Consider the following 22,171-nt stretch of genomic DNA (forward strand, 5'->3'; position numbering starts at 1 on the left):
GCTCACGAGGCCGCCGCCCTGGCCAGGGACTGCCGCAGGTCGTCGAGGTAGCCGATCGTCAGCACCGTGAGATCCGTCAGCCGCCGCACCCCCGGGACCGCCTCCGCATCGCAGACGATCGCCACGACCTCGACTCCCAGCGGGAACCGCACGGCGGCGGACCGCAGCGCGGCGAGCGTCGTCGTCGACCCCACGACCAGGAAGGCGACCGAGACGCCCGTCGCCTGACCGCCCGCCGCCCGGGCGACGTCGGCGATCGTCGGCGCCGACTCCGACGCCTCGACGACGGCGAGACCGTCGAGCAGCCGGCCCCGACTGACCGTGTCGAGCGTCCGCACGGCGAGGGCGCGGCGTCGGGCGGAGTCGGGGGTGCGCTCGCCGACGACGACGCTGAGGTCGCGCGCGTCGCGGATGGCCCGGACGCCGAGGGAGCCCGCGGCGCTGACCGCGAGCTCGAACTCGTCGGCGTCGGCGAAGTCGTCGAGGGCGAGGCTCAGGGCGATGACGAGGTGCGACCGGCGGCTCTGCTCGAACTGGCGGACCATGAACGTGCCGGTCTTCGCCGTCGACCGCCAGTGGATGTGACGACGCTCGTCGCCGGGCTGGTACTCGCGGATCGCGTGGAACGAGAGGTCGTCGGGCGCGAGATCGCGGGTCGGACTGCCCTCGAGGTCGCGGACGAACCCCGTGCTGGTGCTCGGGATGCCGACGGTGGTCGGGTGCACGAAGACCTCGGCGGCTGCGGTCCACTCGATCTCGCGACGCACGAGCCCGACGGCGTCGCCCCGCACCGTGCGCGCCGGACCGACCCGGACGAGACCGCGGCGCGACGTCGGGACGGTGAACGGCTCGTGGACGGACCCGCCGGCGCGGAGGCCGGGGAGGTGCAGCTCGACGAGCCCGTCGGCCACCGGGATCTCGACGATCGCTCCGACGACGCGACGCCGCGTGGGGTTCGCCACCCGCAGCTCGCCCGTCAGCGGCTGACCCACGGACACCCGGTCGTCGGGGAGCACGACGGCGACCTCGAAGGCGGTGCGGCCGAGGAGCGAGAGGGCCGCGAGGACGAGCATGACGAGGGCGGCCACGGCGATGGCGATCAGCTCGACCCACCCGAGGGCGTAGCCGGCGACGAGACCCAGCGGGACGACGAGGAGCACGGACCAGCCGAGCGGGGTCACGAGGGTCGACACGGCGCGTCCGACCGCCGACAGAGCACGGCGGACGACCCGGCCCGCCTCGGCCACCGCGTGGACGGCCTCGGCGCCGGGACCGACGCGTCCGCCCACGATGCGCGTGCGTGCATCGGTGACGCCGACGGTCGCCCCGGGGAGCCGGTGGTCGACGCCCGCGTCGCCTCGCCCGCGACGGCTCGTCCGGGTTCGGGTGGCGCTCACACGGTGTTCCGCTCGGCTGGCGGGGGCGTCTCGAGGAGCAGCTGGCCGATCACGCTCGACGGGGTGACGCCGTCGAACTCGGCCTCGGGGTCGAGGACGATGCGGTGCGCGAGGACGGGTTCGGCGAGGGCCTTGACGTCGTCCGGCACGACGTAGTGGCGCCCCAGGGACGCCGCGTAGGTCTTGGCGCAGCGCACCAGGGCGAGTGCGCCTCGGACGCTGACCCCGAGTCGGACCTCGTCGGCGGCCCGGGTCGCCTCGACCAGCCGGGCGATGTAGTCGTTGATGCTCGGCTCGACGTGCACGGTGCGGGCCAGGAGTGCCATCTCGGTGACGACGTCGGCCCGGACGACGGGTGGGATCGACCCCTCGTGGACCCGGGTCGCCGATCCCGCGAGGATGCGCACCGTCGCCGCGTGATCCGGGTACCCGATGGAGGTCTTCATCACGAAGCGGTCCAGCTGCGCTTCGGGGAGCCGGTACGTGCCCGCCTGCTCGATGGGGTTCTGCGTCGCGATGACCATGAAGGGGCGCCCGACGTCGTGACTGACGCCGTCGACGGTGACCCGCCCCTCCTCCATGACCTCGAGCAGGGCCGCCTGCGTCTTGGGGCTCGCCCGGTTGATCTCGTCGGCCAGCACCACGTTCGCGAAGATCGGACCCCGATGGAACTCGAACTCCCTGCGCCCCTGGTCGTAGACGCTGACCCCGGTGATGTCGCCCGGCAGCAGATCGGGCGTGAACTGGACGCGGCTGCTCGTGCCCTGGACGCTCTGCGCGATCGCCCGGGCGAGGGACGTCTTGCCCGTTCCGGGGAAGTCCTCGAGGAGGAGGTGCCCCTCGCTCAGCATCGCCGTGAACGACAGCCTGACCACGAACGACTTGCCGAGCAGCACCTGGTCGACGCCGGCCACCAGGCGGCCGAAGACGTCGGAGAACCAGGCGGCCTGCTCGGGGGTCATGCTCATGCGATCGTTCGCTCTCTCGTCAGGGGGTGGGGTCGGTCGGGTCGGTCGACGCCGGCTCGGGCGCGGGATCGCAGAGCGCGGTCGCCGCGTCGGGATCGGTGTGACCGTCGACGGTCGCCTTGACCGACACGGAGGTCGCCCCGTCCGGGACCACGCTGCTGTAACCGTAGGCGATCCCCTCGGGGTCGCTCGAGACGCCCCCGGGGAAGCCCGGCCCGGCGAACGTCACGATGACGGACGTCACGGGCGTGCCGGCGTTGCGGGGCTCCGACGCTCCGAGGGGCGCGCCGACCGTGCAGGAGGACACGACGGCCCTCGTGTCGACCGGGGTCGCGCTCGTCGCGGCCGAGGAGGGACCGCACTCGTCGCGGGTCTGACCCGTGCGGCAGGCCTGAAGGGTGACGCTGAGTGGCACGCCGTTCCCGTTGTCGTCGGTGATGAAGCCGTCGGCGGGTACGGGACGCCACTCGCCGGCACCGAGCCGGTACCGGTAGGAGTCGACGGTTCCCGGTGCGGACAGGCCCTGGACGCGCGCTTTGAAGAGACCCCCCGGGCCGCGGTGCTCGACGGCCACGGATCCCTCGGCGCGACCCGGCGGCGTCACGCTCTCCGCCGTCGCGCCGGCGCTCGAGCAGAAGATCCCGTTCGACGCGACGACCGTGTAGACGTAGGTCGCGTCCCGGTCGGGCGACTCGCTGTAGGTGGTCGACGAGAGGCCCTGCGCCACTCTCGTGCCCGTCGCCGAGCACCCGGTGACCGTCGTCCCGGACGTCGATCGGTAGACGTCGAAGCGGGGAGCCGACCCTCCGGCCGCGCCCGGCACGGTCCAGGAGATCGACACCTGGTTCGTCGTGGCTCCGGCCCGGACGGCGAAGGCGCCGGGGACGCCGACGGCGGCGGCCCGAACCGCGCTGCTCCGAGACCAGTCGGACGCGTCGGCGACCTGCGCCCTGTTGGTCGCGAAGACCCGCACGTCGTAGCGGGCTCCCGGCACGAGACCGGGGATGGACGCCGACGTCGAGGTCGTCGACCGCGCGCCCGGCGCCCCGTCGCCCGTGATCTCGACCGTGTAGCCCGTCACGGCCGTCCCTCCGGCCGGTCGCGGCACGGCGGCCCATCGGACGTCGAGGACCCCGGGCGTCGTCGTCGACGGCGACACCCGCACGTCACCGGGAGCCGCGGGAACGAAGTCGGCACGGTACGGGTCGCTCGAGGCGCTGGGCTCCGAGGCGCCCACGGCGTTGGAGGCGACGACGGAGAACCGGAAGGTCTGCTCGGGATCGAGGTCGGTGAGGGTGCAGACCGTCGACACGCCGCAGTCCCTCGTGTAGACCGTGCCGGCCGACCCGACGCCCGTGAGACGGAAGCCGGTCAGAGGGGAGTTGTTCGACGCCGGCGCCGCGTACGAGAGCGTCAGACGGCCGCCCGAGGAGTCCCCGACACGGACGGGTGCCACCGGGGTGCCGGGGACGTCCTGGACGGAGACCGTGACATTGCCCCAGACGGCGCGCGAGGGATCACCGGTCGCATCCACCACCTGGTACTGGATGTTGGCGTCGATCGGCGAGGCCGTCGCCGCGACGCTCACCGCCAGCGTCCGCCCGTCGTCGCTCGGCGTCACGGTGACGCCGGCCGGCAGCGAGGCCCCGCCCAGACCGCGGATCCCGCCGACACGCAGCGGCTGCCCCGGGAAGGGGTTCCGGCTCTCGTCGTTCGCGAGCACGTCGACCGTGGCGGCCCCGCCACGAGCCACCACGACCGAGTCGGCGGCCGGGGCGACCAGCGGCCGGGTCGAGCCGACGACGGCCAGCCGCACCGCGCCTCCTCGTCCGGCGGCCGCGGAGTCCGATACGGCGACCGGCAGGGTGCGCGTGGTGCCCTCGACCGTCGACGCGGCGGCGGTGACCGTCAGCTCGCGTCCTGTGAGCTCGAAGGAGAACCCCGGGCCGGACGCCCGTCCCAATTCGTAACGGAGCTCGCCGACATCGTCGGGGTACGGGTAGGTCGTCACCCTCGAGAGGTCGATCGAGCGCGACTCCCCCGGTTCGAGGTCGAGGGACGTCCCGGTGAACACCGGCGGCTGATTGTCGCGTGGGGTGACCGTGATGGGCAGCACGAGGGTCGCCGTCCGACCCTCGGGGTCGTCGGCCGAGCGGCCGTCCGTGACCTCGAAGGAGACGGAGGCGACCCCGAAGAACAGATCGGCCGAGGTGAAGCTCAGGGTCGTGTCGTCGACCACGAGGTCGTCGCCGTTCGCGTGGGTCGCCCGGACGGACCCCGCGTCGGTCAGCCGGACGCCGCGGTCTCCGGCCGCGATGACGTAGTCGTCGAGATCGATCCGGAGGGTGCTCTCGCTCACGACGGAGAGCGACGGAGCGGAGCGGTCGAGCTGAGGCAGCGCGTCGTCGAAGCCGGGGACCCGTACGAAGGCGAGCGACCTGACGTCGGGGTCGTCCGGGTGCGACACCCAGAACGGGACGATCTGACTCGCATCGGTCACCGTGATCCGGAGGCGCCTGGCATCCGTCACCTCGGCCGTGCCGTCGTAACCGGACTCGACGCCGAGGCCCAGCCGCGAGGTCGGGACGTCCGCGGAGAAGACGTTCGCGAGGACGTCGACGTCGACCGACACCCGACCGCGGATGTCGCGCAGATCGAGCACGGTGTCGTCGGCGAGCGGGGGGTTCGGCGGAGCGTCGGGATCGACGGTCACGGTGACGAAGCTCGAACTCGACCCCCCGCGCGCGTTCTCGACCTCGTACACCACGCCGTAGCTGCCGGGCGTCGACGGCGGCGTGACCGTGACGAGCTCGTCGTCGACCACCACGGCATCGACCGTCTCATCGCGGGACTCGACGCCCGTGACCGAGAGGTCTCCGCCGTCGGGGTCGGAGTCGTTGTCGAGCACACGGACGGTGATCGAACCGCCCGGTCGCATCGTGACGTCGTCCTCCACCGCGACGGGGGCCCGGGAGCCGTCCGCCCTCGCCGACACTCCGACGCGCACCACGCCGGTGGCTCGCGCCCCGAGACCGTCCACCACCGAGTACTCGAAGGTGTCGGTGCCCGCCGCGTACGGGCCGGCCTCGTAGTCGAGACGGTCGGGACCGGACATCGACACGGCCCCCTTGTCGGGGTTGCTGCCGATCCCGACGAGCTGCACGCTGTCTCCGTCGGCGTCGATGCCGTCGAGCGGGACGGTGATGCGGACGGTCTCGCCGGCGACGACGCGTGCGGTGACGGTCTCCGGCACGGGCGGCGCGTTGGTCGCCGCATCGGACTCCCGGACCGTGATGGTGACCTGGGCGTCGGCGGTCTGGCCGTCCTCGCCGACCGCCGTGTAGACGGCCGTCACGATGCCCGGCGTCTCGGGGGCCAGGTAGCGCAGTCGGTCACCCGAGGCGAACAGCAGACCGCCCCCCGACGGCACCGGGCGACGGAGGTCGTGCCCGAGCGAGACCTCGTCGCCGTTCGGCTGCTCGTCGTTCGCGAGGACGTCGATGTCGATGACGTCGCCCGCACGGACCGTCGCCTGATCGTCGGTGGCGACCGGCGGCTGGGTCTGCGAGCGGCGCGGGATCTCCACGACGGTGATGCTCCCCACCGCCGAGGCGAGGCCGTTCGTCACGGTGTACGACAGTTCGACGGGACCGTCGTCGAGGGGTCTGGTCAGCGTCACCCGGACGTAGCGCTGGTCGATCGTCTCGACCCGGAGCCCGGTCGTCTCGGCCGCCGGCGAGACCGAGGTCACGAGGAGGACGTTCCCGGCGGGATCACGATCGGTCCCGGCCGCATCGACGGTCTCGCTGCTGAGCGTCTCGACGAACACCGTCTTGGGCGTCGTCACGGGCGCGCTGTTGACGTCGGGCGGCGAGAGCACCTCCACGCGGATGGTCCCGCTCGCGGTCTGGTCGCCGTCGGTGACCGTGTACTCCAGGTTGTGGGTCCGGACCTCGTCACTCGAGAAGAGCAGCGTCCCCGCGTCGTAGCTCGGCGCTATCTCCGCGCCGTCCTGTGCCGGGACGCTGTTCAGCGAGACCGGCCCCGTGCCTCCCTCGGCGTAGGCCAGGGGCCTGATCGTCGTCTGCCGACCCGCGTAGGCCTGGACCGAGAAGGATTCGGTCGTCAGCGGGGTGTCCCCCGCCGCCGCGACGGTGATGCGCAGCACGCCGTTGGCCTCGGCACGCCCGTCGGACACCGTGAGCGCGACGTCCGTGGTCGTCGCCCCGGCACCGCTGTCCTGGTAGACGACGTCGCCGTCCGGTGCGGACGAGACACCGCCCTCGCCCGAGGCGGACGTCAGATAGAAAGCATCGCCGTCGGGGTCCACCCAGTCGCCCAGCACCGGCGTGGTGACCCGGCCCGACGACGCGACCACCGCCTCCGACGATCGACGCTGTTCGGGCGGGCCGTTCTCGTCGGGCGACCGGACCGTCACGGTGACCGTCGCCGTGTCCCGTCCGCCCCTCCCGTCCGAGATCGTGTAATCGAAGACGAGCACGCCGCTCGCGGCGTCGTCGAGGGTGAGGAGCAGATGCTGCCGGTCGTCGACGATGTCGACCCGTCCGGCCGCGTCGTCGACGCCCTCGACCGTATCGATCGACAGCGGATCGCCGTTCGGGTCGTAGTCGTCGAGCAGGACGGGGAGGCTCGTGGCGCGACCGGCACGCGCTCCGAAGTCGTCGTCGGCGGCGACCGGCGCCTTCTGGTCAGGGTCGAGCTCGAGCGTGTCGTCGCCGACGTCGTCCTCGTCGTCCTGTCGCATCTCGTCGCGATCGAGCAGGTCGTCCCAGTTGTCGATGAGTCGGCCTCCCGACTGCACCGCCCAGCTGCGACCGGTGACCGGATCGTTCAAGACGACCCGGCGTCCGTTCACGTCGTAGACGAGACCCGCGTCGGCGGGCACCCCCTCGAGTGCGGTGAGACCGCCGCGTGACGACGAGCAGTCGCTCCACTCCGTCCCGTCCGACCAGGCTGCCCGGAGACATCCGTCGACGACCACCGGTCGTGCCGGCGTCCCGTCTCGACCCGAGACGAGCTCGTCGACGCGGTCGGCGGCGAACGGCACGGACGAGAGACCGCTCGACGTGGCGACGACGAACGCGTCGTCGGCGGCGCCGCCGGTCTGCAGGGCGGAGACTCCATCTCCGCCGCCCGGCACCTCCACCGTGCGTCCGTCGACGGTCAGCTCGCCCGACACCGTGTCGAGCAGCGCCCAGTGGGAGCCGGCGGCCGCCACCTGATAAGGCCCCTCGCCGGTCGTCTCGACGGCCTGCGTCGACGTCACGTCGAGCCCCTGGCCGGAGTCGACCAGAGAGACCATCCCGCTCTCGGCCGAGAACACGACGATCCCTCCCTCGGGCGAGTTGCCGGCCACGAGGTCGCCCCCGAGGCTCAACTCGGCAGCGGCGTCGCTCGTGAACGAGTCGAGCTCGGCCGCCGGCGTCGACCAGACCTCGCCCGTGCCCCCCGACAGGATGACGGCGCGATCACCGACGAGCAGCACCTCGGGGCTCTCGGGCGGCAACGGCACGCTGACATCCGCCGTGGCGGTCGCAGGGTCCACGATCCCCGCCGTCGCGCTCGTGCGGTCGAGGAGCACGACGGCGCTCGGACTCTGGACGACAGAGAGGTCCGAACCCTGACTCCGGACGGCCGAGTTCAGCTCCCCCACGTCGGGGTTGGCCCGGCCGATCGCCGTCCGCGAGCCGTTCGCCACCCAGACGGTGCCGTCGTCCAGGTCGAGACGCTGCTGCTCGTACCCCGACCCGACGAGCGCCACGCCCGCCACGAGCCCCACGATGACGAGCCCGCTGACACCCGTGGCCACCGCCGATCGATGCGATCGCACCCAGGCGCCGAGACGGCTCATCCGCCCTCCCCCGACGCGCACGTCTCCGCGCTCGGCTGACCCGTGCGGCCGGCGCGGTTGACGCTCACCGTCACGCAGACCTCGGAACGGTCGGCCGCGTCGCCGACGACGAAGCTCGCGCCCGTCTGCTGGCTGGTGTCGGTCCTCCCGGCGGTGTCGGTCTCGATGACGTACATGTCGCCTGCTCGCAGGCCCGGATCGTCCCAGCGGAAGGTCACGGTCTCGCCGTCCCGTGCCGCCTCGACGTCGACCACCCGCGGGATGCGGTCCGGGTCGGAACGCACGAGCACCAGCGTGGCGGCCGCCCCCAGAGCGATGACGCCGACCGCGACCGCCACCAGCAGCCCCACCATCGCGCCCCTCGTCCTGCTGCGCCCCTCGCGGCCAGTCCTCGTCGCGACCCCTCGGGAGACGGCGCGGCCCCCGACCGTGTCGCCGCCGTGGACCGCCCGGGCCTGAGCCTCGGTCACGCGCCGTCGTCGTCGGCGGCGACTCGCCGACACCGACGGGGTGGCCCCCCGGAGGCGCGTCCGGTCTTCGAGGTCCGCCACGGTCGCGAGCGCCCAGTCGTCGACGGCGACCTCGATCGGGGTCTGCGCGACGCCGATCTCGCTCTCGATCCGCTGCAGCTCCCGGATCAGCTCGAGCACGCTCGACGGCCTCTGCTGCGGGCGTCTCGACATCGACGTCGCGAGGACGCGCTCGAGGCTCGCCGGCACGTCCGTCCGACCGGTGGGCGCGAGCCGGGCCTTGTCGATCCGCCCGATCAGATCGGACGCGGTGTTCTTCTCCCCGCCGAGGATCTCGAACGGGCTGCGTCCGGCCAGGAGCGAGTAGACGGTGGCCCCGAGCGACCAGACCTCGGACTCGATGGTGCCGCCCGTCTCGTCCAGGAGGACCTCGGGTGCCGACCAGGGGATGGACATGCCGACGACGTCGTTCGGCTCGCTCTCGCCGAGGGACGCGGCGATGCCGAAGTCGGAGAGGACGGGATGCCCGTAGGCGGTGGTCAGGATGTTCGACGGTTTGAGGTCGCGATGCAGCACACCCTGTCGATGCGCGGTCTCGACCGCGCTCCCGATCTTGACGCCGATGCGGAGGACGTCCGCCACCGGGATGCGGTCCTGTCGGTAGCGATCGCTGAGCGAGGAGGAGCAGAGCTCCATCACGAGATAGGGCCGACCGTCGGCGGACACGCTCGCCTGATGGACGGTGAGGATCGACGGATGCGCGCTGAGCTGCGCCATGAGGTTGGCCTCGGCCTGGAACATCTGACGCACGCGGTCGTCGACGACCTCGCTGAGCATGACCTTCACCGCGACCTGACGACGCGGCATGTTCTGCTCGTACAGGAACACGTCGGCGAAGCCGCCCGACCCGAGCACCCGCACCGGCGTGAAACCGGGCAGCACAGGGGGCTGGGACGGCAGTCGTCGCGCCACGTCGGCCTCCTCGAAGGTCGGTCGTTCGGTCAGGTGGGCCGACGTCGGGTCGGCGCGATCGATTGTAGGTGTCGCCGCCGGGCCTCTCGCCACGAGCGGCGACTCCGCGGGGTGGCGCACCCTCCCCCACTTCTGGGGAGGGATCGACGCACCTCGACGCGGTGGACCGCGACCCGGGTCACTCGTCGGCGGTGCCGGACACCTCGCCAGCGGCTCGGACGTCGATGACCACCGCTGTGACGTTGTCGCGCCCACCGGCCTCGACGGCGGCATCGACGAGTGCGCCGGCGGCCGCGAGCGAATCGCTCACATCGACCAGGATCTCCTCGATGCGCTGACCGGACAGCTCCTTCGTCAACCCGTCCGAGCAGGCGAGGAGGCGCAGGCCGGGTCGGGCGGGCACCCGCCAGTAGTCCGGCTCCTGGTCGGTGTCGAACCCGACGGCGCGGGTGATGACGTTGCTGTCGGGGTGGCCCTCGGCGTCCTCCGCCTTGAGCAGACCGGCGTTCACCATCTCCTGGACCACGGAGTGGTCGACGGTGACCTGGTGGAGACGCCCCTCGTGCAGGAGGTACACGCGCGAGTCGCCGACGTTGAAGACGGTGAACTCGAAGCCCTCGTCGCCGTGCGTCAGCACGGCCCCCGTCGCGGTCGTCCCGACGCCGAGCTCGGTCTCCTCCGCCGCGACCGCGATGTCCGCCGTCGCACGGCGCAGCGCCTCCTCGACGTCGTCGGTCGAGGCCGTCGCACCCTCGGACACCTCGAGCATGCGGCGCACGACCGCGTCGCTCGCCACGTCGCCGGCGCTGTGCCCGCCCATGCCGTCCGCGACGACGAAGAAGGGCGACTCCGCGAGGAGACTGTCTTCGTTGTGGGCCCGCCTGCGCCCCACGTCGGTCGCACCGGCCCAGTCGAGGACGACCGAGTCGTCGCCGACGGTCACGGTGTGGGCGGTCGTCGGGCGGCCGAGCTCTGTCACGTGTGGGGTTCTTCCTGAGCGGTGGATCTGATGGGGGCGACGATCTCGAGGGAGATCCCGTCGCCTAGGTCAACTATCGTGCCTGGAACCGCCACGGTCGACTCGCCTTGCCGAAGTCTCACCGGAAGCCGCGCCGGCGACCTCACGGTCGTGCCGTTGGTCGACCGCAGATCGGTGACCACCACCACGTCGCCGTCCTGCCGGAACTCCACGTGACTGCCCGACACCTCGTGCGTGGGAGACGGGACGGACACCAGCCGGGGTTCGGTTCCGCGCACCACCCGGGGTGCCGTCGGGCGGCGGCCGACGACCACGGGTCCGTCCAGCCGGAAGACGCTGTCGCCGATCACGACGCCCGACAGGCGGCGTGGCGCCGGAGCCGGCGTCTCGGTACCGACCGTTGCGGACCCTCGACGGTCGGTGCGTCGGAGCACCGTGTCGTCGAGCCGGGACAGCACGGTGTCGTCGGGGCGCTCGCCCCGATCGGAGTCGTCGGATCTCACGCGGTCGTCCTTCCGTCGGGCAGCCGAGGAGGCGCGGACCGCCTCGTCAGACACGCTAGCGCCGGTCGCGCCCCCCGTCGTCTCCTCCACCGACGCCGATCGACGCGATCCGTCCACACCCCCGCCCGAGCCCCGCCCCGCCGCCGTGTGCGCCTCCTACGGTGACGCCATGCCTGACCTCGTCCTCGTGCCTCCGCTCCCACCGGACGACGACCGCGTGGAGGACGACGTCGGCTTCGTCCGACTGGACAGCCCCATCGGCCGCATCGAGATCGTCACCCGGCACTTCGCCGTCGAACGCGTCGTCGTCGCCGGAACGGGGCCGCTCCCCCACGATCATCTCGACGAACGACCGGACGCTCTGCTGCATGCTGCGCGACGTCAGCTCGGCGACTACTTCACCGGTCACCGTCGGCGGTTCGATCTGCCGCTGCGGATGACCGGCACCATGTTCCAGCGCTCGATATGGTCGGCGCTGACGGACGTCATGTGGGGCGAGACGACGACCTACGGCCGTCTGGGAGGTGTCATCGGCAGCCCGCAGGCCGGCCGAGCCGTCGGCGGGGCCGTCGCGGCGAACCCCCTGCCCTTGCTGATCCCGTGCCATCGCGTCCTCGGGCGCACTGGCGGTGTGACGGGCTACACGGTGGGGAGCGGAGTCGAGACGAAGCAGTGGCTGCTCCGTCACGAGGGGATCGTCTATCGGGAGGGCCCGGTGCCGGTCACCTGAACGGACTCCCTCTCGAGCAGCGACTCGGCGACGAGCAGGGTCTCGTCTCCGGGTTCGACGACGATCTCGTTCTCATGGCACCAGTCGAAGAAGTCGACGCCGGTCTCGAGCGTCGGTCGATCTGCGAGGAGCGCCGCCATGAGCAGCCCCTTCGACTTCTTGTTGAAGTGGTTCAGCGCCCGCCGACGACCGCCCTCATCGGAGACGACCCGGATGTAGGTCGATCGGTCGCCCACGGGCCCGAGCCCGACGTATCCCTCGGAGCGCAGGTCGACGACGAATTCGCCGTCGGCGTCGAGCACCTCCGACACGGGTCGGCGCCAGGTCGATCGGAGCGACGCACCGGGCAGTCGTGAGTCGTGCGACAGCCGGTACGCGGGGATGCGATCGGTGGCACGCACCGGTCCGAAGAGCGCCGAGTGCACGAGGATGTGGCGGTGGGCCCACTGCCAGGCCGCCGGAGACAGGCCCGCGGCATCCAGAGGGTCGAACAGCACGCCGGTGTAGCGGCTCAGTGCCCGCATGGTCGGAGAGGTCTCGATCTCACGGTCGCGCACGACTTCGTGATGCTGGCGGGGGCCGAGCTTGAGCGCGGCGAGGGCTGCCACGTCGTCGGATACCAGCCGCGACAGGCGCCCGATCACGTCACGACGCACGCCGGTGAGGCCGGGGTACGCGAGGCCGTCGAGTTCGAGCCTGGACGCACCGCTGCCCCCGTCGAGTTTCGTCTCGGACGGGGGCAGCAGGAACAGCACGGTGGAGCGGAGGACGAACGGGTCAGACGAGCTGCGCGTTGCGCGCGACGACGGTGACCGTGTCGTTCTCGACGGACAGGAACCCGTCGTCGGCGGTGGCCTCGACGGACGTGCCGTCGGACAACCGGACGCGCACCTGACCGGTGGCCAGGATGGCGAGGATGGGCTCGTGACCCGGGAGGATCCCGATCTCACCCTCGGCGGTGCGAGCGACGATCGACGACGCCTCGCCCGACCACACTTCGTGGTCGGCCGAGACGACGCTCACTGAGAGAGCAGCCACGATCAGCCGTTCTCCTTCTGGATCTGAGCCCACTTCTCTTCGACGTCGGAGATCGAGCCGACGTTGAAGAACGCCTGGGTCGCCACGTGGTCGAACTCGCCGTCGGCGATGGCCGTGAACGACTCGATGGTCTCCTTCAGAGGCACGGTCGAGCCTTCGACACCCGTGAACTTCTTCGCCATGTACGTGTTCTGCGAGAGGAACTGCTGGATGCGACGGGCACGCGAGACGGTGATCTTGTCCTCTTCGGAGAGCTCGTCGACACCGAGGATCGCGATGATCTCCTGGAGCTCCTTGTTCTTCTGGAGGATCGCCTTGACGCGGATGGCCGTGTTGTAGTGCGCATCACCCAGGTAGCGGGGGTCGAGGATGCGGCTGGTCGAGGTCAGCGGGTCGATCGCGGGGTACAGACCCTGCGATGCGATCTCACGGGAGAGCTCGGTCGTGGCGTCGAGGTGCGCGAAGGTCGTCGCCGGGGCCGGGTCGGTGTAGTCGTCGGCAGGCACGTAGATGGCCTGCAGGGACGTGATCGAGTGGCCACGGGTCGAGGTGATGCGCTCCTGGAGGACGCCCATCTCGTCGGCGAGGTTCGGCTGGTAGCCCACGGCGGAGGGCATGCGACCGAGGAGGGTCGACACCTCGGAGCCGGCCTGCGTGAAGCGGAAGATGTTGTCGATGAAGAGCAGGACGTCCTGCTTCTGCACGTCGCGGAAGTACTCCGCCATCGTCAGCGCCGACAGGGCGACACGGAGTCGCGTTCCCGGCGGCTCGTCCATCTGGCCGAAGACGAGGGCCGTCTTGTCGAAGACACCCGCTTCTTCCATCTCGGCGATGAGGTCGTTGCCCTCTCGAGTCCGCTCACCGACACCGGCGAAGACGGAGACTCCACCGTGGTCCTGCGCGACGCGCTGGATCATCTCCTGGATGAGGACGGTCTTGCCGACGCCGGCACCACCGAAGAGGCCGATCTTCCCACCCTGGACGTACGGGGTCAGGAGGTCGATCGACTTGATGCCGGTCTCGAACAGCTGGGTCTTCGACTCGAGCTGGTCGAAGGCCGGGGGCTTGCGGTGGATCGGCCAGCGCTCCGTGATCTCGATCTGCTCGTCGCCCTCGAGGTTCAGGATGTCGCCCGTGACGCTGAAGACCTTGCCCTTGGTGACGTCACCGACGGGAACGGAGATGGGACCGCCCGTGTCGGTGACGTCCTGGCCGCGGACGAGTCCGTCGGTGGGCTTCAGCGCGATGGCGCGGACGAGGTCGTCACCGAGGTGCTGCGCGACCTCGAGCGTCAGCTCGCTGGTCGTGTCGCCGATGGTGATCGTGGTCTTGAGCGCGTTGTAGACGCCCGGGATGGCGTCGTGCGGGAACTCGATGTCGACGACGGGGCCCGTGACCCGGGCGATTCGCCCGACGCCGGGAGCCGACTCGGTCGCGACCGGCGCGGTTGCGGTGTCAGTCATGGCTTCTCTCTCTTCGGATGATGAAACTGGGGTGCAGATCTACTTGGACGAGCTGAGGGCGTCGGCGCCGCCCACGATCTCGGAGATCTGCTGCGTGATCTCGGCCTGTCGGGCGTTGTTCGCCAGACGGGTGAAGTCGCGGATGAGGGTGTCGGCGTTGTCACTCGCCGCCTTCATGGCCTTCTGACGCGCCGCGTGCTCGGAAGCCGCGGACTGCAGCATGGCGTTGAAGATGCGGCTCTCGATGTAGACGGGCAGAAGCGCGTCCAGCACCTCCGTCGGATCCGGCTCGAAGTCGTACAGCGGGAGCACCTCGTCGTCGGCAGGCTCCTCGATGCCCTCCACGACCTCCAGGGGAAGGAGCCGGACGACCTCGGGGACCTGGCTGACCATGTTCACGAAGCGGTTGTAGACGATGTGGATCTCGTCGACTCCGCCTTCGGCCGCCTCGGTAAGGAACTTGCCGACGACCGCATCGCCGATCTCCTTCGCCGTCGCGAACTCGGGCTGGTCGGTGTTGCCCGTCCAGATCTGCTCCGCATCGCGCTTGCGGAAGGCGAAGTAGTTCTGAGCCTTCCGACCGACGATGTAGAAGACGACGTCCTTGCCCTGGCTGCGCAGCAGCTCGGCGAGCTGCTCGCTCTCCTTCAGCGTGTTCGAGCTGAACGCGCCGTTGAGACCACGGTCGGACGTGAAGACGACGATCGCAGCGCGCTCGATCGTCGCGGGCTCGGTGGTGAGGATGTGATCGACGTCCGAGAACGTCGCCACGGCCGACACCGCCCGCGTGATGGCCCGCGAATACGGACCCGAGGACTTCATCCGCGCCTGCGCCTTCTGGATGCGCGACGCGGAGATGAGCTCCATGGCGCGCGTGACCTTCTTGGTCGTCTGCGCCGAGCGGATCCTCTGTCGGTAGACCCTGAGTTGGGCTCCCATTGTTCTCCTGTTGTCTCGTCAGTCGTGATCGTCGAAGAGCGCGTCAGCGCTTCGTCTTGACGATCTTCTCCTGGTTGACGTCGTCGGCGTCGGTGGCCGTGAACTCTTCGCGCCCGACAGAGGCGAGGGGCTTGCCCTCACCCGTCTGGAACTCCTGCTTGAACGAGTCGATGCCGGAGTCGAGGGCCGAGACGATGTCGTCGCTCAGCACGTTCGTGTCGCGCAGCTTGCTCAGCACGTCGGTGTTGCGACCCATGTAGTCGAGCAGCTCACGCTCGAACCGGAGGATGTCGGGAACGGGGACCTCGTCGAGCTTGCCGTTGGTACCGGCCCAGATCGAGACGACCTGCTCTTCGACGGGGTAGGGCGAGTACTGCGGCTGCTTGAGCAGCTCGGTCAGACGCGCACCACGGGCGAGCTGACGACGGCTGGCGGCGTCGAGGTCGGAGGCGAACATCGCGAACGCCTCGAGCGACCGGTACTGCGCCAGTTCGAGCTTCAGCGTGCCCGAGACCTTCTTGATCGACTTGACCTGAGCGTCTCCACCGACGCGCGACACCGAGATGCCGACGTCGACGGCGGGACGCTGGTTCGCGTTGAACAGGTCGGACTGCAGGAAGATCTGACCGTCGGTGATCGAGATGACGTTGGTCGGGATGTACGCCGACACGTCGTTCGCCTTGGTCTCGATGATGGGCAGACCCGTCATCGAACCGGCACCCAGCTCGTCGGAGAGCTTCGCGCAACGCTCGAGGAGACGCGAGTGCAGGTAGAAGACGTCGCCGGGGTACGCCTCGCGGCCCGGCGGGCGACGCAGCAGGAGCGACACGGCGCGGTACGCCTCGGCCTGCTTCGACAGGTCGTCGAAGATGATGAGGACGTGCTTGCCGCTGTACATCCAGTGCTGACCGATGGCCGAGCCCGTGTACGGCGCCAGGTACTTGAAGCCGGCGGGGTCGGACGCGGGAGCGGCGACGATGGTCGTGTACTCCATGGCGCCGGCCTCTTCGAGCGCGCCCTTGACGGAGGCGATCGTCGAGCCCTTCTGACCGATGGCCACGTAGATGCAGCGCACCTGCTTGGTCTCGTCGCCGGACTCCCAGTTCGCCTTCTGGTTGATGATGGTGTCGATGGCGATGGCGGTCTTGCCGGTCTGGCGGTCGCCGATGATCAGCTGACGCTGGCCACGGCCGACGGGGATCATGGCGTCGATGGCCTTGATGCCTGTCTGCATGGGCTCGTGGACCGACTTGCGCTGCATGACGCCGGGAGCCTGGAGCTCGAGAGCACGACGACCCTCGGTCGCGATGTCGCCGAGTCCGTCGATCGGGGCGCCGAGCGGGTCGACGACGCGGCCGAGGTAGCCGTCACCGACGGGGACCGAGAGGACCTCTCCCGTACGGGTGACCTCCATGCCCTCTTCGATGCCGGAGAACTCGCCGAGGACGATCGCGCCGATCTCGTCTTCGTCGAGGTTCTGGGCGAGGCCCTGGGTGCCGTCCGCGAAGCGGATGAGCTCGTTCGCCATGACGCCCGGGAGACCCTCGACGTGCGCTATGCCGTCGGCGGCGTCCGTGACGTGGCCGACCTCCGTGGTGGAGGCCTTCGACGGGTCGTACGACGAGACGAAGTCCTTCAGCGCGTCGCGAATCTCATCGGGGCTGATCTTGATGTCTGCCATTGTGATTCCTATTCGTAGCGAGGCTTCAGGAGGCCTCGAGTCTGTGTGGGGGAGGTCGCGTCTAACCGGCGAGCTGGAGTCGGAGGAGACTCAGCTTCGTAGCGACGGTCCCGTCGATGACCTCGTCGCCGACCTGCACTCGCAGACCGCCGATGATGGCCGGGTCGATGACCTGGTTGATGCGGAGATTACGCCCGAACTGTCGCGCGAGCCCCGCCTCGAGACGAGCGACGTGCGACGAGTCGAGCCGGGTCGCACTCGTCACGGTGGCGACGAGCTGGTCGGACTGATCGGCGACGATGTCGGCAGCCGTGCGGAGCAGTTCGCCGATGCGCCGACCGCGAGGCTGACGCACGAGGTGCGACACGATGGCGAGCGTCTGAGGACTCGCCTTGTCGCCCAGCAGACGCTGGACCAGACCCGCCTTCGACGACGCGTCGCTGAGCTTGGTTCCGATGGCCAGCTCGAGCTGGGCGTCGGATCGGACGACGGCGTCGAACGCGAAGAGCTCGTTCTCGATGCCGCTGTCACCGGGGGCGCTGAGAGCGATCACCCGGAACCCGAGTTCTTCGATGCCGGCGAGCAGATCGCGGGACGACGACCATCGGCTGCCGACGACCGACACGAGCAGGGCCCGTGCCGCCTCGGAGAACGAACCGAAGAGCCGGTCCACGAGCTGCTTCTTGACGACGACGTCTGTCGACGGATCGGCGAAGTAGGCCTGCAGCTGCACCGAGCCGCCGATGACCCGGCCAGCGTCGAGCAGCTGCTCGCCGGTGGCCAGGTCGGCCGCCCCACCCAGATCGGAGAGGACGGACCGTGCCGACCCGAGGGCCTCTCGGGACATGGAACCCATCGTCAGCTGCCCGCCTTAGCGTTCTGGTCGGCTTCGAGATCGGCCAGGAAGCGGTCGACGACGGCCGACGCCTTGGCGTCGTCGTTGAGCGACTCGCCGATGACACCCGACGCGAGGTCGATCGCGAGCGATCCGACCTCGGCGCGGAGGGACGCCACGGCTGCCTGGCGCTCGGCCTCGATCTGGGCGTGTGCCGATGCGGTGATGCGATCGGCGTCGGCCTGAGCCTGCTGCTTGATCTCGGCGAGGATCTCGTTGCCCTCGGCTCGCGCTGCCTCACGGATGCGCGCAGCCTCGGCCCGAGCGTCTGCGAGCTGCTTCTTGTACTCGTCGAGGGCCACGGCGGCCTCGGCCTGAGCGGCCTCGGCGTGCTTGATGCCACCCTCGATCTTCTCGGCGCGCTCGTCGAGGATCTTGCGGAACCTGGGGATCGCGAAGATCCCGAAGAACGCAGCGATGACCACGAAGACGACGAGGGACCAGAGGATGTCGTAATCGGCGGGGAAGAAGATGGCAGCCCCTTCGGGCGCGCCGCCTTCGGCCGCGAGGATCGTCTCGATCATCGGTGTGTCGTCCTAACTGATCAGGAGAAGATGAAGCCGGCGGCGAGGCCGATGAAGCCCAGCAGCTCGGTGAATGCGATACCCAGGAACATGGTGACCTGGAGGCGGCCGGCGAGCTCGGGCTGACGAGCCATGGCTTCGACGGTCTTGCCCGCGACGATGCCGATACCGATACCGGGGCCGATCGCAGCGAGGCCGTAGCCGACGGTCGCGATGTTGCCGTTGATCTCAGCGAGGATCGTGGTGGTGTCCACTTGTGTTTCCTTCCGGTTGGGCGGTGTCCGTCGGTCGACGGACGCCGTCGTCGTTCTTAGTGTTCTTTCGCCGCAGCCTGTTGGATGTAGACCGAGGCGAGGAGTGTGAAGACGTAGGCCTGCAGGATCGCGACGGCCATCTCGACGATGGTCATGACGAAGCCGCCAATGAGGGTCAGGGCGCCGAAGGCCATGAACCCGCCACTCATGCTGAAGAAGAAGAAGTGCGTCGCCGCGAAGCAGAGCACCAGCAGGAGGTGCCCGACCATCATGTTCAGCAGGAGTCGGAGAGCGAGCGAGATCGGACGCACGATGAAGATGTTGATGAACTCGATCGGCGTCAGCAGGATGTACATCGGCCACGGGACACCGGGCGGGAAGAGCGCGTTGCGGAAGAACGTGCCCGTACCCGCCTCGCGGATGCCCGCGTAGATGAACATGATGTACGCGACGACGGCCAGCAGCAGCGGCATGGCGACGACGGACGTGCCGGCGATGTTGAGCCCCGGGATGATGCCGGTGATGTTCATCGCGAAGATGCCGAAGAACATCGCGGCCAGGATCGGCAGGTACTTGCGACCGAGTCGTTCGCCGAGGATCTCCTCGACGATCTGGATGCGGACGAAGTCGAGGCCCAGTTCGGCGATGCTCTGCCCACGGGACGGGATGAGCCGGCCCTTGCGGAGAGCCAGCCAGAACAGCAGCAGCATGACGGCGATCGCGAAGAGGCGGACCAGCATGATGCGGTTCAGTTCGAAGGGCGTGCCCTCGAAGAAGATGGCGGGCGGGAAGAACTCGTCAAGAGTCGGGGCGTGGAATCCCCCGTCTCCGTGGCCGGCATCGGCGGCGGAGAGCAGGTTCACAGCGTTCGCTATCAGCGCTATCTCCTGTGTCGGGGCGAGCACCCTGAAGTGTCGCGACGATTGGTGGGTTTGTCATCCGATAACCCGCAGAGAATCGCGGCCGGGGAACGGAGATAACCCTACCAAGGTATGGACCGCAGAGACGAATCGGCTGAGCTTATTTCACCCGCTGCAGTGTTCGCTGGCAGTGCCGCGAGGGTCTGCTGTCAGTCGCGTGGCGCCGGGGGCAGCGTCGCATCGCTCACGTGCGACAGCCGCCCCCTCACGACCACCAGGGCGTCGATCGCGAGCGTCCCGATGATCGAGACCACGAGCGACAGGAACAGCACCACGTCGTCCACGAACGGCTGATCGCGCACCAGCACGAGGAGGACGATGAAGATGACGAGCTTGAGGAGCCACGCGCCCATCACGATGCCGAAGAAGGCGGCGAGCTGGAAGCGGATCGCCACGAGCATGCTGGCGGCCGTGATGCCCGCGAACAGCACGGCGAGGGCTGTTCCGAGGAGGGCGCTGTACAGGCCGTCGGTGCCGGCGGCGAGGTAACCCGCGCCTCCTCCGACGACGGCGATGACGAGGGCCAGCACGGCCGTGTAGCGCAGCACCTGCACGAAGATCGATCGGGCGTCGTTCATGGTCGTTCCTTCGGGGGTGAGAGTTCCGGGACGGCGGCCTGTGCGGCCGTGTCGGTGTCGGCGGGGTCGAGCGCGGAGGCCGCTTCGTCGAGCGGATCGAAGCGACCGGACGCGCTGACCTCGAGATCATCGCGCGGGGTCGTCTGGACGGCCATCTCGACGCGCTTGCGTCGGCTGAGCGGCGCGAGCGTGGCGGCGGTGCAGGCCACGAGCCCGACGCAGAGGAACACGATGACGAAGTACGTGGGCTTGACGAAGAGGAACATCAGGCAGCCGACGGCGACGACGACCGTCCATGCGTAGAAGATCAGCACGGCCTGGAAGTGCGAGTGACCCATGTCGAGGAGGCGGTGGTGCAGATGCTTCCGATCGGCGCTGAACGGCGACTTGCCGGCGCTCACCCGGCGGAGGACCGCGAGCCCGAAGTCGAGCAGCGGCACGATGAGGATGGCGAACGGGAGCAGGATCGGGATGAAGGCCGGCAGGAGCGCCGTCCGTGAGATCTGCGCCGGGTCGATCTGGCCCGTCACCGAGATGGCGCTCGTCGCCATGAGGAGCCCCGTCAGCAGGGCGCCCGCGTCGCCCATGAAGAGTCGGGCGGGGTGCCAGTTCAGCGGCAGGAAGCCGAGGCATGCGCCGATCAGCACGGCGGAGATCAGCGCCGCCAGGTTGAAGTACTCGGTCTGACCGATCGTGATCGAGATGACGAAGCTGTAGACGAAGAACACGCCGTTGGCGACGATGGCCACCCCGGCGACCAGACCGTCGAGTCCGTCGATGAAGTTGACGGCGTTCATCACGAGCACCACCGCGAGGATGGTGAGGATGAGCGACATGTAGGGCGAGCCGATGGCCAGGCTGCCGCCGAGGGGAAGCGAGACCAGCTGGACGCCCTGCCAGGCCAGGACCCCCGCCGCGATGATCTGCCCGGCGAGCTTCGTCATCCAGTCGAGGTCGTAGAGGTCGTCGACCACGCCGATGACGACGATGATCGTCGCCGCCGCGATGATCGCCAGCGGCGGACCGGCGTCGGCGAACACGAGGCGGAAGTAGTCGACGCCGGAGATGAGCGGGAAGATCAGCCAGGCGGAGAGCAGCGCGACGACCACGCCGGCGTACATCGCCACACCGCCGAGTCGCGGGGTCGGCGTCTTGTGGACGTCGCGTTCGCGGATGGTGGGATAGATCTTGTACTTGAGGCCGACCCGCCAGGCCACCACCGACATGACGAAGCTGACCGCCGCCGCGATGGCCATCGCGAGCAGGTAGTACCTCACGCGATCGCGTCGACTCCGACGACGCGCGTGATCTCGGTGTCGGCGAGCACGCCGTGCCGGACGATCCGGAGGACGCCGTCTTCGGCGGCGGTCGCATCGACGATCGTCGAGCCGGTGTTCGCCCCCGGGCGCCGCTCGTAGTCCGATCCGACGGCGGCGGCGTCGAGGTAGACGGAGACCGAGTCGCCGAGCATGTCGCGGGCGTCGGCCGCCGTCGTCGCCGCGGGCCGACCCGTGAGGTTCGCGCTCGAGACGGCGAGCGGACCGGTCTCTTCGAGCAGCTCGAGCGCCAGAGGGTGGCTCGGCATGCGCAGGGCGACGGTGCCGCGGGTCTCGCCGAGATCCCAGGTGAGGGACGGCTGCGCTCGGAAGATGACCGTCAGCGGCCCGGGCCAGAACTCGTCGAGCAGCGGCCGCACGACGTCGGGGACGGACTCGGTGAGGGCCGCGAGCGTGTCGAGCCCCTTGATCAGCACGGGCGGCGGCGACTGTCGCCCGCGACCCTTCGCGTCGAGCAGGCGCTGGACCGCGGCGGGGTCGAACGCGTCGGCGCCGACGCCGTAGACCGTGTCGGTGGGCAGGACGACGAGCTCACCGCGCCCGATGGCGGCACGCGCGAAGCGCATGCCGGCGAGCAGCTCGGAGTCGACGGAGCAGTCGTAGAGAGAGGCCATGACCTGTCGATAGTAGTGCGACGGACCGCAGAGCCCG

At 69.8% G+C, this 22,171-nt stretch carries 19 protein-coding genes; 1 reads left to right on the forward strand and 18 read right to left on the reverse strand.

Going from position 1 to position 22,171, the window contains the following annotated elements:
- Nucleotides 1-2 precede the first annotated feature (2 nt).
- From ACZZY9_RS02770 to ACZZY9_RS02795, 6 genes are all read right to left on the reverse strand, one after another.
- Nucleotides 3-1,397 carry a DUF58 domain-containing protein gene (locus ACZZY9_RS02770; RefSeq protein ID WP_463462895.1) on the reverse strand — a complete coding sequence of 465 codons (1,395 nt, stop codon included), beginning with the start codon at nt 1,395-1,397 and terminating at the stop codon, nt 3-5.
- Entirely contained in the window at nt 1,394-2,365 is a 972-nt protein-coding gene (locus ACZZY9_RS02775) for an AAA family ATPase (RefSeq protein WP_463462896.1), read from the reverse strand. Before ACZZY9_RS02775 ends, ACZZY9_RS02770 begins: the two co-directional genes overlap by 4 nt.
- A 19-nt stretch (nt 2,366-2,384) precedes the next feature.
- Nucleotides 2,385-8,237, reverse strand: coding sequence for an Ig-like domain-containing protein (locus ACZZY9_RS02780; RefSeq protein ID WP_463462897.1), 5,853 nt, complete (start codon nt 8,235-8,237; stop codon nt 2,385-2,387).
- Nucleotides 8,234-9,679 carry a serine/threonine-protein kinase gene (locus ACZZY9_RS02785; protein WP_463462898.1) on the reverse strand — a complete coding sequence of 482 codons (1,446 nt, stop codon included), beginning with the start codon at nt 9,677-9,679 and terminating at the stop codon, nt 8,234-8,236. Before ACZZY9_RS02785 ends, ACZZY9_RS02780 begins: the two co-directional genes overlap by 4 nt.
- A gap of 178 nt (nt 9,680-9,857) precedes the next feature.
- Entirely contained in the window at nt 9,858-10,658 is an 801-nt protein-coding gene (locus tag ACZZY9_RS02790; protein WP_463462899.1) for a PP2C family protein-serine/threonine phosphatase, read from the reverse strand.
- Nucleotides 10,655-11,161, reverse strand: a complete 507-nt coding sequence (locus ACZZY9_RS02795) for an FHA domain-containing protein (RefSeq protein WP_463462900.1) — start codon at nt 11,159-11,161, stop codon at nt 10,655-10,657. Before ACZZY9_RS02795 ends, ACZZY9_RS02790 begins: the two co-directional genes overlap by 4 nt.
- A 169-nt stretch (nt 11,162-11,330) precedes the next feature.
- On the opposite strand from ACZZY9_RS02795, the gene ACZZY9_RS02800 reads away from it, so the two are divergent.
- Nucleotides 11,331-11,891, forward strand: coding sequence for a methylated-DNA--[protein]-cysteine S-methyltransferase (locus ACZZY9_RS02800; protein ID WP_463462901.1), 561 nt, complete (start codon nt 11,331-11,333; stop codon nt 11,889-11,891).
- Here ACZZY9_RS02800 and ACZZY9_RS02805 read toward each other — a convergent pair.
- The 12 genes from ACZZY9_RS02805 to ACZZY9_RS02860 all read right to left on the reverse strand — a co-directional run bounded on the left by ACZZY9_RS02805 (nt 11,861) and on the right by ACZZY9_RS02860 (nt 22,134).
- Nucleotides 11,861-12,646 carry a YaaA family protein gene (locus tag ACZZY9_RS02805; RefSeq protein WP_463462902.1) on the reverse strand — a complete coding sequence of 262 codons (786 nt, stop codon included), beginning with the start codon at nt 12,644-12,646 and terminating at the stop codon, nt 11,861-11,863. The two genes, ACZZY9_RS02800 and ACZZY9_RS02805, sit on opposite strands and share 31 nt — an antisense overlap.
- A gap of 22 nt (nt 12,647-12,668) precedes the next feature.
- Complete coding sequence (locus tag ACZZY9_RS02810) at nt 12,669-12,929, reverse strand: F0F1 ATP synthase subunit epsilon (protein ID WP_463462903.1); 261 nt, start codon at nt 12,927-12,929, stop codon at nt 12,669-12,671.
- Between the two features lie 2 nt (nt 12,930-12,931).
- Nucleotides 12,932-14,392 (reverse strand): F0F1 ATP synthase subunit beta, encoded by a 1,461-nt coding sequence (atpD, locus tag ACZZY9_RS02815; RefSeq protein WP_192058108.1) that lies wholly within the window; start codon nt 14,390-14,392, stop codon nt 12,932-12,934.
- Between the two features lie 39 nt (nt 14,393-14,431).
- Nucleotides 14,432-15,331: a F0F1 ATP synthase subunit gamma gene (locus ACZZY9_RS02820; protein WP_463462904.1), complete on the reverse strand. Its 900-nt coding sequence runs from the start codon at nt 15,329-15,331 to the stop codon at nt 14,432-14,434.
- Nucleotides 15,332-15,374: 43 nt separating this feature from the next.
- A complete protein-coding gene (gene atpA, locus ACZZY9_RS02825) occupies nt 15,375-17,012 on the reverse strand; it encodes a F0F1 ATP synthase subunit alpha (RefSeq protein ID WP_192058112.1) in 1,638 nt (545 codons plus the stop codon).
- A gap of 61 nt (nt 17,013-17,073) precedes the next feature.
- On the reverse strand, nt 17,074-17,868 hold the full coding sequence (locus tag ACZZY9_RS02830; RefSeq protein WP_192058113.1) for a F0F1 ATP synthase subunit delta: 795 nt from the start codon (nt 17,866-17,868) through the stop codon (nt 17,074-17,076).
- A gap of 2 nt (nt 17,869-17,870) precedes the next feature.
- On the reverse strand, nt 17,871-18,431 hold the full coding sequence (locus tag ACZZY9_RS02835) for a F0F1 ATP synthase subunit B (protein ID WP_192058115.1): 561 nt from the start codon (nt 18,429-18,431) through the stop codon (nt 17,871-17,873).
- A gap of 20 nt (nt 18,432-18,451) precedes the next feature.
- Nucleotides 18,452-18,685, reverse strand: a complete 234-nt coding sequence (atpE, locus tag ACZZY9_RS02840) for an ATP synthase F0 subunit C (RefSeq protein WP_043594505.1) — start codon at nt 18,683-18,685, stop codon at nt 18,452-18,454.
- A gap of 56 nt (nt 18,686-18,741) precedes the next feature.
- A complete protein-coding gene (atpB, locus tag ACZZY9_RS02845) occupies nt 18,742-19,548 on the reverse strand; it encodes a F0F1 ATP synthase subunit A (protein WP_192058118.1) in 807 nt (268 codons plus the stop codon).
- 206 nt (nt 19,549-19,754) lie between these two features.
- Entirely contained in the window at nt 19,755-20,183 is a 429-nt protein-coding gene (locus ACZZY9_RS02850; RefSeq protein WP_463462905.1) for a hypothetical protein, read from the reverse strand.
- A complete protein-coding gene (locus tag ACZZY9_RS02855; protein ID WP_320478307.1) occupies nt 20,180-21,460 on the reverse strand; it encodes an MraY family glycosyltransferase in 1,281 nt (426 codons plus the stop codon). The genes ACZZY9_RS02850 and ACZZY9_RS02855 overlap by 4 nt, the downstream gene beginning before the upstream one ends.
- Complete coding sequence (locus ACZZY9_RS02860) at nt 21,457-22,134, reverse strand: L-threonylcarbamoyladenylate synthase (RefSeq protein ID WP_243215124.1); 678 nt, start codon at nt 22,132-22,134, stop codon at nt 21,457-21,459. The genes ACZZY9_RS02855 and ACZZY9_RS02860 overlap by 4 nt, the downstream gene beginning before the upstream one ends.
- Nucleotides 22,135-22,171: the final 37 nt, after the last annotated feature.

It is taken from the genome of Frigoribacterium sp. AC394 (genome assembly GCF_979258095.1).